The organism is Ferrigenium kumadai (assembly GCF_018324385.1).
GTDB classification, from domain to species: domain Bacteria; phylum Pseudomonadota; class Gammaproteobacteria; order Burkholderiales; family Gallionellaceae; genus Gallionella; species Gallionella kumadai.
Window position 1 is genome coordinate 18,292 of record NZ_AP019536.1, and the last position, 12,762, is coordinate 31,053.

General features: G+C 57.3%; 9 protein-coding genes. 5 read left to right on the forward strand and 4 right to left on the reverse strand.

The window, feature by feature from the left end; translation table 11 throughout:
* Positions 1 to 43: 43 nt before the first annotated feature.
* The 5 genes from tkt to fba all read left to right on the forward strand — a co-directional run bounded on the left by tkt (position 44) and on the right by fba (position 7,016).
* Complete coding sequence (gene tkt, locus FGKAn22_RS00080) at positions 44 to 2,059, forward strand: transketolase (RefSeq protein WP_212785974.1); 2,016 nt, start codon at positions 44 to 46, stop codon at positions 2,057 to 2,059.
* Between the two features lie 124 nt (positions 2,060 to 2,183).
* Positions 2,184 to 3,185: a type I glyceraldehyde-3-phosphate dehydrogenase gene (gap, locus tag FGKAn22_RS00085; protein ID WP_212785975.1), complete on the forward strand. Its 1,002-nt coding sequence runs from the start codon at positions 2,184 to 2,186 to the stop codon at positions 3,183 to 3,185.
* 67 nt (positions 3,186 to 3,252) lie between these two features.
* Complete coding sequence (locus FGKAn22_RS00090; RefSeq protein ID WP_212785976.1) at positions 3,253 to 4,434, forward strand: phosphoglycerate kinase; 1,182 nt, start codon at positions 3,253 to 3,255, stop codon at positions 4,432 to 4,434.
* Between the two features lie 15 nt (positions 4,435 to 4,449).
* Positions 4,450 to 5,886, forward strand: coding sequence for a pyruvate kinase (gene pyk / locus FGKAn22_RS00095; RefSeq protein WP_212785977.1), 1,437 nt, complete (start codon positions 4,450 to 4,452; stop codon positions 5,884 to 5,886).
* 65 nt (positions 5,887 to 5,951) lie between these two features.
* Positions 5,952 to 7,016, forward strand: a complete 1,065-nt coding sequence (fba, locus tag FGKAn22_RS00100) for a class II fructose-bisphosphate aldolase (protein ID WP_212785978.1) — start codon at positions 5,952 to 5,954, stop codon at positions 7,014 to 7,016.
* A gap of 123 nt (positions 7,017 to 7,139) precedes the next feature.
* On the opposite strand, the gene FGKAn22_RS00105 is transcribed toward fba, so the two are convergent.
* From FGKAn22_RS00105 to FGKAn22_RS00120, 4 genes are all read right to left on the reverse strand, one after another.
* Positions 7,140 to 7,559, reverse strand: a complete 420-nt coding sequence (locus FGKAn22_RS00105) for a type IV pilin protein (protein ID WP_425513846.1) — start codon at positions 7,557 to 7,559, stop codon at positions 7,140 to 7,142.
* 95 nt (positions 7,560 to 7,654) lie between these two features.
* Positions 7,655 to 11,218, reverse strand: coding sequence for a PilC/PilY family type IV pilus protein (locus FGKAn22_RS00110; protein ID WP_212785980.1), 3,564 nt, complete (start codon positions 11,216 to 11,218; stop codon positions 7,655 to 7,657).
* A gap of 12 nt (positions 11,219 to 11,230) precedes the next feature.
* A complete protein-coding gene (locus FGKAn22_RS00115; protein WP_212785981.1) occupies positions 11,231 to 11,779 on the reverse strand; it encodes a pilus assembly PilX family protein in 549 nt (182 codons plus the stop codon).
* A gap of 12 nt (positions 11,780 to 11,791) precedes the next feature.
* Complete coding sequence (locus FGKAn22_RS00120; protein ID WP_212787098.1) at positions 11,792 to 12,757, reverse strand: PilW family protein; 966 nt, start codon at positions 12,755 to 12,757, stop codon at positions 11,792 to 11,794.
* Between the last annotated feature and the right edge of the window lie 5 nt (positions 12,758 to 12,762).

Consider the following 12,762-nt stretch of genomic DNA (forward strand, 5'->3'; position numbering starts at 1 on the left):
ACAAATAACCCCATCCCGCGTGGATGTTTAGGAGGCAAAAGCAATGGCTGCGACACGCAACGTAACCCCACCAAAATACAACGACATTACCGGCGCGATCCGCATGCTGGCAGTGGATGCCGTGCAAAAAGCCAACTCCGGTCACCCGGGCGCCCCGATGGGCATGGCGGAAATCGCCGACGTGCTGTGGAACCGCCATCTGCGTCACAATCCCGCGAACCCGAAGTGGCCAGATCGTGACCGCTTCATCCTGTCCAACGGCCACGGCTCGATGCTGGTCTACGCGCTGCTGCATTTGTCCGGCTACGATCTGCCGATCGAAGAGCTGAAGCGTTTCCGCCAGATGCATTCCAAGACTCCGGGGCACCCCGAGTACGGTTACACCCCGGGCGTGGAAACCACCGGTGGCCCGCTGGGCCAAGGCATCACCAACGCTGTCGGTATGGCGATGGCTGAAAAGCTGCTGGCCAACGAGTTCAACAAGCCGGGTCACGAGATCGTCAATCACCACACCTATGTGTTCCTCGGCGACGGCTGCATGATGGAAGGCATCTCGCACGAAGCCTGCGCGCTGGCCGGCACCTGGGGTCTGGGCAAGCTGACTGCGTTCTGGGATGACAACAACATCTCCATCGACGGCCACATCGACGGCTGGTATACCGACGACACCGCGAAGCGTTTCGAAGCTTACGGCTGGCATGTCATTGCCAACGTACAGGGGCATGATTCCGATGCCATCGACGCCGCAATCAAGGCAGCCCATGCGGTTACCGACAAGCCGACCCTGATCTGCTGCAAGACCATCATTGGCGCAGGCTCTCCCAACAAGGAAGGCACGCACGACGTGCACGGCGCAGCGCTGGGTGCTGACGAAGTGGCCGCGACGCGCGAACACATCGGCTGGAAATATCCTCCGTTCGAAATCCCGGCTCACGTGTATGAGGCATGGGATGCCCGCACCAAGGGTGCAGGCCTGGAAAAACTGTGGAACAACAAGTTCGCCGAATACAAGAAGGCCTTCCCGAAGGAAGCCGCCGAGTTCGAGCGCCGTATCAATAACCAGTTGCCGGCCGACTGGGCTGCTCACGCTGCCGAGTTCATCGCCAAGACCAACGAGAAGGCCGAGACCATCGCCACTCGCAAGGCTTCGCAGAACGCAATCAATGGCCTGCAACCCGCGCTGCCCGAGTTCCTGGGCGGTTCCGCCGACCTGACCGGTTCCAACCTGACCAACTGGACAGGTGCGCACCACGTTTCCGGCAAGAAGCCGGGTAACTACATCAGCTATGGCGTGCGCGAGTTCGGCATGTCGCACATCATGAACGGCATGGCGCTGCACGGCGGTTTCCTGCCGTTCGGCGGCACTTTCCTGATGTTCTCCGAATACGCACGCAATGCGTTGCGCATGTCGGCATTGATGAAGCAGCGCGTGATCTACGTGTTCACCCACGACTCCATCGGTCTGGGCGAAGACGGTCCGACTCACCAGCCGGTCGAGCAGACTGCTACCCTGCGCTACATCCCGAACATGGAAGTATGGCGTCCGTGCGACACCGTTGAATCCGCCGTGGCATGGGTTGCTGCAGTCGAGCGCAACGACGGTCCGTCCAGCCTCATCTTCAGCCGCCAGAATCTGGCGTTCCAGAAGCGCGACGCAGCTCAGATCGCTGCCATCCGCAAGGGAGCCTACGTGTTGTCCGAGGCAGCAGGCGGCAAGCCGCAAGCCGTGATCATCGCCACCGGCTCCGAAGTGTCGCTGGCACTGGAAGCGCAGAAGGCGCTGGCAGCCGAAGGCATCAACGTGCGTGTGGTTTCCATGCCGTCGACCAACGTGTTCGACAAGCAGGACCAGGCCTACAAGGACAGCGTACTGCCTAAGGGTGTGAAGCGCGTCGCGGTCGAGGCTGGCGTGACCGGCGGCTGGTACAAGTATGTTCTGGATGGCGCGGTGGTCGGCATGGACTGCTTCGGCGAATCCGCACCGGCACCGGAATTGTTCAAGCACTTCGGCTTCACCACCGACAATGTGGTTGCCGCAGTGAAGAAAGTTATGGGCTAAATACGGGCGCAACCCACATTGCGGCGGCGGCTAAAGGGGCGGAGCCCTGGCCAAAGCCACAACGTGGTCAAGAGCGTGCTGTAACTATAAAACAGATTTTTATTTACTTAACGGGAGAGATGTAATGGCAATCAAAGTTGGCATCAATGGTTTCGGCCGTATCGGCCGCATGGCGTTCCGCGCGATCGCGAAGGATTTTCCTGAGATGGAAGTCGTTGCGATCAACGACCTGCTGGAGCCGGACTACCTGGCCTACATGCTGAAGTACGATTCCGTGCACGGCAATTTCAAGGGTGAAGTCGCGGTGAGCGGCAATAACCTGGTTGTGAACGGCAAGACTATCCGCCTGACCGCCGAGCGCGATCCGGCCAACCTGAAGTGGAACGAAGTCAACGCCGACATCGTTCTGGAGTGCACGGGTTTCTTCCTGACCGACGAGTCCTGCCAGGCTCACATCAAGGCTGGCGCCAAGAAGGTCGTGATGTCCGCTCCTTCCAAGGACAAGACCCCGATGTTCGTGTACGGCGTGAACCACACCACCTACGCCGGCCAAGCCATCGTGTCCGCAGCTTCCTGCACTACCAACTGCCTGGCACCTGTTGCCAAGGTGCTGCACGACAACTTCGGCATCAAGCGCGGTCTGATGACTACCGTGCACGCCGCTACTGCGACCCAGAAGACCGTTGACGGTCCGTCCAACAAGGACTGGCGCGGTGGCCGCGGCATCCTGGAAAACATCATTCCGTCGTCCACCGGCGCAGCCAAGGCTGTCGGCGTGGTGCTGCCCGAACTGAACGGCAAGCTGACCGGCATGGCGTTCCGCGTGCCGACCTCCGACGTCTCCGTGGTCGACCTGACTGTCGAGCTGAACAAGGAAGCCAAGTACGAAGACATCTGCGCAGCAATGAAGAAGGCTTCCCAGACCGGCGACATCAGCAAGACGTTGGGTTACACCGATGAGAAGGTGGTTTCCACCGACTTCCGCGGCTGTGGCTATTCGTCGATCTTCGACGCCGAAGCCGGCATCGCGCTGGACGGCACCTTCGTCAAGGTGGTTGCCTGGTACGACAACGAATACGGCTACACCTGCAACATGCTGCGCTTCGCGCAACACGTCGCCAAGTAACACGTTCGACCAAGGGCTGGCACTGTGCCAGCCCTTTCAGCTTTAAGTCTGTAACAAAGGAAAAATCATGTCCGTTATCAAAATGACCGATCTGGATCTCAAGGGCAAGCGTGTCCTGATCCGCTCCGATCTCAACGTGCCCGTCAAGGACGGCAAAGTCACTTCCGATGCGCGCATCACAGCATCCATGGCCACCATCAACCACGCCCTGAAAGCCGGCGCACGCGTGATGGTGACTTCCCACCTGGGCCGCCCCGAAGAAGGCGTGTACTCGGAAGAGAACTCGCTCAAGCCGGTGGCCGACACCATCGCCAACAAGCTGGGCAAGCCCGTGCGCCTGATCCGCGACTGGATCGACGGCGGCTTCGACGTCGCCGAAGGCGAGCTGGTGCTGCTGGAGAACTGCCGCTTCAACAAGGGCGAAAAGAAGAGCAACGACGAACTGTCGAAGAAGTATGCCGCCCTGTGCGACGTGTTCGTGATGGACGCGTTCGGTACCGCACACCGTGCGGAGGCCTCGACACACGGCGTGGCGAAGTTCGCTCCCGTCGCTGCAGCAGGCATCCTGCTGACCGAAGAACTGGAAGCGCTGAGCAAGGCATTGCTGAACCCCGCACGCCCGATGGTCGCCATTGTCGGCGGCTCCAAGGTCTCGACCAAGCTGACCGTTTTGGAATCGCTGTCCGATAAGTGCGAGCAGCTGGTGGTCGGCGGCGGCATCGCCAACACCTTCCTCAAGGCTGTCGGCAAGAACGTCGGCAAGTCGCTGTGCGAAGACGACCTGGTTCCGACTGCACAGGCACTGATGAGCAAGATGCAGGCGCGCGGTGCTTCCATCCCTGTTGCGGTGGACGTGGTGGTCGGCAAGAAGTTCGATGCCAACGAACCCGCAGTGCTGAAGGATGCCGGCGATGTGGCCGACGACGACATGATCTTCGACATCGGTCCGAAATCCGCTCAGGAACTGGCCGACATCATCATGAATGCGGGCACCGTGGTCTGGAACGGTCCGGTCGGCGTGTTCGAATTCGACCAGTTCGGCGAAGGCACCAAGACTATCGCCAAGGCTATCGCGGAAACCAAGGCCTTCACCCTGGCTGGCGGCGGCGACACCATTGCGGCGATCCAGAAGTACGACATCTACGACAAGGTGTCCTACATTTCCACCGCTGGCGGTGCATTCCTCGAATTCCTCGAAGGCAAGACTTTGCCTGCCGTGGCGATTCTGGAAGAGCGCGCCAAGCAATAATCAACTAGGAACCACATGCTGCGTAGAACAAAAATAGTTGCAACGCTGGGGCCTGCCTCCAGCGACCCAAAGGTGCTGGAGCAAATGATTCGCGCCGGGGTTGACCTGGTGCGGATGAACTTTTCGCACGGCTCGGCGCAGGATCACATGGCCCGCGCCGAAAAGGTGCGCGCCGCCGCTGCTGCGGTCGGCCGTACCGTCGGTATCCTCGCCGACCTGCAAGGGCCTAAGATCCGCGTGCGCAAGTTCGAGAACGACAAGATCGTGCTCAACAAGGGCGATACTTTCATTCTCGACGCCGCGCTGGATGGCCTGGGTAACCAGGAGCGTGTCGGTCTGGACTACAAGGACCTGCCCAAGGATGTGAGCAAGGGCTCGGTGTTGCTGCTCAACGACGGCATGCTCGAATTCGACGTTGCCGAAGTCCGGGGTAGCGAGGTGGTCTGTACGGTGGTACGCGGCGGCGTGTTGTCCAATAACAAGGGCATCAACCGCAAGGGTGGCGGCCTGACGGCGCCTGCCCTGACCGACAAGGACAAGGAAGACATCAAGACGGCCGCGCTGATCAAGGCGGACTTCCTGGCCGTGTCCTTCCCGCGTACCGGCGATGACATGCGTTACGCTCGCGAGCTGATGCATGAAGCTGGCGGCAAGAGCCTGCTGGTGGCCAAGATCGAGCGCGCGGAAGCCATTCCCGTGCTGGGTGACATCATCGATGCGTCCGACGCCATCATGGTGGCACGCGGTGACCTCTCCGTGGAAGTCGGCGATGCGGCAGTGCCCGGATTGCAGAAGCGCATGATCAAGATGGCGCGCGCGAAGAACCGTCTGGTGATCACCGCGACTCAGATGATGGAGTCGATGATCACCAATCCGATCCCGACCCGTGCCGAAGTGTCCGACGTGGCCAATGCCGTGCTGGATGGTACCGATGCGGTGATGCTGTCGGCGGAAACTGCGGTGGGCGACTACCCGGTGGAAACCATCGAAGCCATGGCGCGTATCTGCCTCAAGGCCGAGAAGGAAACCGAGGAGAACGGCGTAGACCGTCGCATGGACCACATCAAGTTCACGCGCATCGACCAGTCCATCGCCATGTCTGCGCTGTATGCCGCCTCGCATTTCAAGGTGAAGGCCATCGTCGCGTTGACGCAATCCGGTTCTACCGCATTGTGGATGTCGCGTATCAATGCCGGCGTGCCGATCTTTGCGATGACCCCGCTGGCATCGACCCTGAGCAAGGTCACCCTGTTCAGCGGCGTGCATCCCATCGCGTTCAAGATCGAATCGAAGAGTCACGCCGTGACCCTGCACCAGGCGGAAGACGAGCTGGTGCGCCTTGGTCTGGTGGAGGAAGGCGACCTGATCGTGATGACCGTTGGCGAAGCGGTCGGCCGTGCAGGACATACCAACACGCTGAAGATCGTGCGTGTCGGCGATCACCGCAAGTAGGCTGGCAATCCGTTTTGGAAATGTAGCAGTACAGATTTTGTATTTAATTTAATCAGGAGGAATAAATGGCACTCGTATCCTTACGTCAACTTCTCGACCACGCGGCGGAAAACAGCTACGGCCTGCCCGCATTCAACGTCAACAACCTGGAACAGGTGAAGGCGATCATGGAAGCGGCTGACGAATGCAACAGCCCGGTGATCATGCAAGGCTCCGCAGGCGCACGCAAGTACGCAGGCGAACCGTTCCTGCGTCACCTCATCGAGGCCGCAGTGGAAATGTATCCGCACATCCCCGTCGTCATGCACCAGGACCACGGCGCATCCCCGGCCGTATGTATCAACGCCATCAAGTCCGGCTTCTCCAGCGTGATGATGGACGGCTCGCTGATGACCGACGGCAAGACACCTTCCAGCTTCGAATACAACGTGAACGTTACCCGCAGCGTCGTAGAAATGTCGCACGCAGTCGGCGTATCCGTTGAAGGCGAACTGGGCTGCCTGGGTTCCCTGGAGTCCGGCCACGGCGAAAAGGAAGACGGCCACGGCGCGGAAGGCGTGCTGAGCCACGACCAACTGTTGACCGACCCGAACGAAGCCGCCGAGTTCGTCAAGCTGACCCAGGTTGACGCATTGGCGATCGCGATCGGTACTTCCCACGGCGCGTACAAGTTCACCAAGCCGCCCACAGGCGACACCCTGGCGATCAGCCGCATCAAGGAAATCCACGCACGTATCCCCAACACCCACCTGGTGATGCACGGTTCTTCTTCCGTGCCGCAGGAATGGCTGGAGATCATCAACCAGTTCGGCGGTGCGATGCCCCAGACCTACGGCGTTCCTGTTGAAGAGATCGTGGAAGGCATCAAGCACGGCGTACGCAAGGTGAACATCGACACCGACCTGCGTATGGCTTCCACCGGCGCGACCCGTCGCTACCTGGCACAGAACCCCAAGGACTTCGACCCGCGCAAGTTCCTGGCCGAGACCACCAAGGCGATGAAGGCAATCTGCAAGGCACGCTACGAAGCCTTCGGTTCCGCAGGCCAGGCCGGCAAGATCAAGCCGATCTCGCTGGACGCGATGGCAACACGCTACATCAAGGGCGAACTGAACGCGATCATCAAGTAGTCGAGCGCATTAAGCCGCACCCGCAAAAGCGACCTTCGGGTCGCTTTTGCTTTGGGATGGAAAAACGCGAGGGAAGATTGTGATTTGCTGTGATAAAACAAGCGGCCATTTGGCCGTTTGTTGTCACTTCCAGGCAGAAGGAGCTGCGGCGGCACAGGTGTCATTGTTTTGATGCCAGAGCCGTAAACCGTTTTCTTGGATGGTAAGGCAACCGTCACCTTCCTGAGTTTTTCCCGCCACAGGTTTTGCACTCAATGTATAAGTCTGTCCTACACCAGTGAGCGTGATGTCATACTTCCCGTCGGAAGTCTTTGCGCCACTTTTGCCAAGACCGCCGGTCGTAGCGTTTCCGTTATAGGCTGTGGCAACATTAGCGGTGTAGGCATTGGAATTGAGATAGATTCTTTCCTGCAGACTCGCCAATTCCAGCAACTCGGTCTGAGCCGCAGCACGCGAGCCACGGACAACATGATTTTTGTAGCTTGGCAGTGCAATGGCGGCGAGAACGCCGGCAATTACCACTACTATCATCAATTCAATCAAGCTGAATCCACGTATGTGTCTCGAAATCATACTTATCCCCAATAAATTTTTTAAGTAACACGAATCAGGATACCGCAGTACCCTGATTTGCTGTCTTAGCGGACCAATTCATGCCAGGAAACACGGCCGGTGCGCGCTTGTAAGCCACGTTCGTCGCCACCGGTTTTAACGTTTCCAGTTGCATTGGCAATTATCTCCGTTGTAGACGTTCCATCCGCCAGTGTCGTGACAATGGTAACTGTGCCATCGTTATTCGTGGTTTTTGTGATGCGGTAGATCAGCTGGTTAGTGCCGTCTGCAAGTGTGCAATTGCTGGTAATGGTGGTTACGTTGCCACTGGTGGTGGTAGTGGTGGTCTGGTTACCACAGCTGCTGCCCAGAGATCCCAGTTTTGGATCCGTGGATCCGGTCGCCGGCGTCTTATTGACGGAAGCAGATGTGGGAGCCGTGTCTTCCGGCACGTCTTTCTTCCAGTCCGAGTTATTCATCAGTGCGGTGGTATTCCAGGCATCGCCATTCCGGTTCGTCTGGCTCCAGGTGCCGGTAGAGCCGTAGCACATGCCGTTCGGATGGTGCCAGTACACGTTATATTCGGCGAGAACATAAGAATAGTAGCTGGACTTGACGCGCCATCCGTACTCCGGACGTCCGGCAACATTTTCTTCGATAGCGGCTTGCGGCGTAGTGGCCTTGATGATTTGAACGGTCAAAGCGCCATTATGCCGGGCACCCTCGGTCGTGCTGTCTGTACCCGGCCCGTTGGTTCCGTTGGCAGGGGGTATTACCGGCTGGTACAGATCCGCCTTGCCGTTAGGATCATTGCCATCCCAGACGCAACCGGGTTGCGTTGGGTGCAATCCCACTCGCATGTCCGCAGGACTGGAACCCCACCAATTTTTAACCTGGAACGCGTTAACCGGCATGTTCAACGCTAGGCTTCTCAGTGTGGCGCGGGTGTAGGTCGGCACGGTGGCGATATCAAGGTTGGCAGAGGTCTGGTAATCCTTGATGGAAATATAACCATTGCCGGATGCCGGGTCATAGTTAGCGGTGTCGATATGCAGCGAAACCGCCGGACTCAGATACTGATTCATCAGCAATACCTTGAACTGCGTCGATGTGCTGGAAATGTGGTTCGAAAGGTTGTAGTTTGTTTTGCTGGCATTCAGCATATTCAAACCGGTCTTGTCATACGCATCGTCGTATTCGTGGGTGTGAGTATCATACGAACACGAGGTGCTGACGTCGTTTCCCGTGGTAGCCGCGCTGCCGCCGCTCATGCCGGAGACGGACTCTCCCAGCCCGGTTGCTCCGGTAATGGTGATGCTCAGGGTGCCGTTATAGGCAGTACCAACCGCCTTCGCGGTTATGGTAACAACGCCCCTATTGGCTGTCGCCGTATAGTTGGCAGAAGTGTTTATCTTGTCGCTAACCCAAGTGGCCATATCGGATTTGTTCATACTCGAAGGATTTCCGCTGGCTATGGTGGTGGTACCCACCTTGACGGTTATGTCCGATGGGTTTTTGGAGCTGCTGTAATTGAGGGTAATCGTGCCAGTCGCCTTTCCTCCGCTGGTCGTGTCGCAGGCACTGGTCAGGTAATTGTCGACGTCGAAGTGTCCGCCGGCCACACCCCGCTCTGCCGTCTGCGGCGGGAAGGTGACATCAGGGTTCTGATTGAACAAAGTGGTGTTGAGCGTGCGCAATTGCACCAGAATCGGTTGCGATTGCACGCCGTATGACAGCCACTTTCCGACGGGTATCCCATCCGTGCCGGGGATAGGGTTGCCGATGGCTTTGCCCGTGGGAATAGTATCGGCTGCCGTATATGTTATGCGGTCGGCATCATTCAACAGCAAATCGCCATTCATATCCAGGAAGGGCTGGTTCTTACTGCCGCCCATCAGGTAGTCCAGTTCCATCAGCCAGTTTTCGCCGGTAATGGTGGTCGTGGTATTGGGAACAGCGTGCGTGATAGTCGGATTGTAGCTGTTGAAGTAAAAACGGCCGCTTTCGGTGAAGCTACCCTCCCCGGTAATACGCTCGCCGGCAGGTAATGCCATTTTCCAGCCTTTATGCCCGCCCGAACTCCAGTTCGGCGTGTTAGCCGTGCTGCGGCGCACACGAGTCGTTCCATAGGTTCGTTCGGTCAGGGTCTGGGTCAACAGGCTTGTGTTCGCGACGGGCGCGCCGTCCCAAATTCCATAAACATAATGCACCGCATTGTCGACCATGTCGGCAGACGTGAAAACAGCACCAGTACCAAAACTCACCATATAACCCCCATTGGGATGGAGGGCAATACTCGGTGTCGAGGTGATAGGCTGGGCCGGCGAGGTCGTATGCAGCGCGACCGCACTCCAGGACGTGTTGGTGTTGCTAGACAGGTCGAATTTCCATAACGTGCCGTTCAGATCGCCACCATATACCCTGTCAACGACACCATCCCCGTCGACGTCAATGGCATTCACGGAGTACAGCCCGTTCGGGCTGGCTGAAGTGCCACTGGTTCCCGCCTTGATTTTCTGGATTAGTTGGCCGGTGGCGGCGTCAATGACATACAAATAGGCCTGGTAGTCACCGGACGCATTATCGTTATAGCCATTCCCGACAATAATGGCATCCTTTGTCGGTGTGCCATGAACCTTCGCAATCAGCGGGGTGCCATAAACGTATCCAAGATTGGTATATGCGTTAGCGGTGGTCGGATTGGCATAGTTAACCTTGGCAGGGGTGACTTCCCAAAGGATTTTGTTTGCTACTTCCTGCTCTGTGGTTGCCGTCAGCGACGTGATGTCCAAGGCGAACAAGCCTTTGCCGCCAGAGCCGAGACCGCCCACCAAGATACGTTGGGTGGGCGTGGCGCCAACCGGAAGCATGGCAACATTGATTTGTCCATCCACGTAATAATCGAAAGTGTAGGGGTTTGCTACCAATCCCTTCAGTTTTGGAATCAGCATTGACGGGACATAGGCCCAGCGTTCTGCACCGACTCCGGAACCGCCCACTGTAGCGTCAAATGCGTGCAGCATACCGTCGTTGGCAGCCACAAAAATGGTTGGAGTGATGGAGTCGGAAATGTAATACGGCCGGCTATGAATCACCGCGCCCATGACCCCTTTGCGCTTGCGCAACATGACACCGTTTGGGGCTTCATTGCTTCGATCTCCGCGGATGAAGTCCAATACTTTGTCACCGCTAACCGCTACGCCACTAACGGTGGTGGCTAGAACGGCTTGCTGCCCTGTTGTGGCGGTAGTGGACAAACTGGCCCACCTGAACGGTACCTTGCTGCCATCGTCTTTCATGGTCGCGATCAATCGTCCGGTATTAAAGTTCTGACCGTTGAGCGCAGCTTGCGTCCCACCCGGCCAAAGCTCCCCCGAGACATTCACGTTTCCTGTGGTATCCACTGGATAGGCATACAAATTGCCACTCCAGAATTCCTTCTCATATTCCGGACGAAACAAAGTCTCGCGGCCACTGACCAGGTTGTAATTCGAAACCTCGTCCTGAGCCACAAAACCGACGGGCTGGGTGACGGGGGAAAAAGCGGTAATCGCTGCGGCTAACTTAATGATGGTTAGTGAAATGCCAAACAGCGCAAGAAAGCCTAGCAACGGGGCGGAAGCAAATGTTTTTTGTGATTGAGTCGACAAGCGGGCCTCCTGTTAGCAACTTAGTACGCTGAAATATGACTGGATGAATTTTGTGGTGCCGCGAGCACTTGTGCCCCGAGCATTAATCAGATAGGTGTTGGTCTGATTGCATCCCGCGCTGGATCTGCCACCGATCGCCTGGCTTGACCCCAGCAACCTTGAATTAACCGAGACTAGTTCTATGAAATAGCGCCTGCTGTTATCCCCGACTTGCACGGAATTACTGTCGCTCCAATCAAGAGTCAAAGGGGCGGGCGCCGTTCCTGTGGGATAAAGGTGGGCCGTGGCCGCGGAGTCATAGGTTGTGAAACCCGCGTTGCGAATATTGGCTGTTCCCCCCGTGGCGCTTGAAAGCCAGCTTTCTGCCGTAGTGACGGCAGCCTCCGCGTTATTCAGGGCAGCATCTTCAAATTGCAGATTGCCAGCCAACTTGTACTGGGTATCAGAAACCGTCATCGCAGTAACACCAAGCAACATAAGGATGATCAGAATGATCAGGCTGATGATCAGGGTGGAGCCAGTTTGCCTGTGAAACGGATTGAATCGGAAAGCGTATTGCATGCCCATAGTCCTCTAATTGCGCAGTTGCACAACTGCTGTGAACAGCTGCCTTCGAAAGTTGTCACTCACAGGGCCGTACGTCACACTACCCATAGCATAACTGCTGGTATTGCTATATCCCGTTTCCGGTTTCGCATTGCGCGCCAGCAGCCAGATGCGCACCGAGTTGATGTCGTCCCATTCAGTTTGTGCACTATCCGTCGATTTTCCCGTCATTGCATTTGCATCGTAGTACCGAGTATTGAGGTCACTTGTCGTCCGGCCATATTGCACCTGCATGTGCTCGATACCGCTAACGACCATTTCGTCAGCCATTGCACCATTCGACGACAAGGCAACGCGACGTAACGCGGGAACGGTTGTGTCGTTGTCGTCGCTGCCGATGTAATAGACATATTCCTGCAACGCGAAATTATTTACCGGTGTTCCGGGGATGGAAGGTTCGACGGTCCCCTGAAATACTTGGCCGGCGGCATAGGCGGAACGGAAATATAACGTGTTGGCGGTCAAATCGGCGGTTGCCGTCGGTGCGCTTGCCAGACGGCGAATTACCAGGATATCCCCGCGCAAACGGATGGTGGCAGCAGTTGCGCCGGACAGGCAGTTGGCAGAATAAGGATTGTTATCTGCGCCCCAAATGCCTTGACGGAGATTAACTACAAAACTGTTTGCTGCGCCGCCATCCAGGCATTCGTTGGTTATGCCGGTAATTGTAGGCGTATTGGGTTCAGCCCACGTATAGCCGCGATAACCGGCATGACGAAGTTCGCGCCTGAGGTGGTCGAGCGCATAGCGCCCATTGCTTTGAAGTTCCGCAGTGCGGTCATTGGTTTTGCTGCTGCGTGAATTGCTGGTCAGAACGCCGATGAGGGCAGCCACGATCACTAGGCCGATGGTAATGGACACCATCATTTCCACCAGGCTGTACCCGGCAACGCCGAATCTGCTTTTGGGGAGTTGGTTGAAAGATGTTTTCATGGGGA

Excerpts from the sequence above, each read along its gene's own strand:
- FGKAn22_RS00090 (WP_212785976.1), top strand. The coding sequence starts at position 3,253 with ATGTCCGTTATCAAAATGACCGATCTGGATCTCAAGGGCAAGCGTGTC.
- pyk (WP_212785977.1), top strand. The coding sequence starts at position 4,450 with ATGCTGCGTAGAACAAAAATAGTTGCAACGCTGGGGCCTGCCTCCAGC.
- FGKAn22_RS00120 (WP_212787098.1), bottom strand. The coding sequence starts at position 12,757 with ATGAAAACATCTTTCAACCAACTCCCCAAAAGCAGATTCGGCGTTGCC.
- FGKAn22_RS00115 (WP_212785981.1), bottom strand. The coding sequence starts at position 11,779 with ATGCAATACGCTTTCCGATTCAATCCGTTTCACAGGCAAACTGGCTCC.
- fba (WP_212785978.1), top strand. The coding sequence starts at position 5,952 with ATGGCACTCGTATCCTTACGTCAACTTCTCGACCACGCGGCGGAAAAC.
- tkt (WP_212785974.1), top strand. The coding sequence starts at position 44 with ATGGCTGCGACACGCAACGTAACCCCACCAAAATACAACGACATTACC.
- gap (WP_212785975.1), top strand. The coding sequence starts at position 2,184 with ATGGCAATCAAAGTTGGCATCAATGGTTTCGGCCGTATCGGCCGCATG.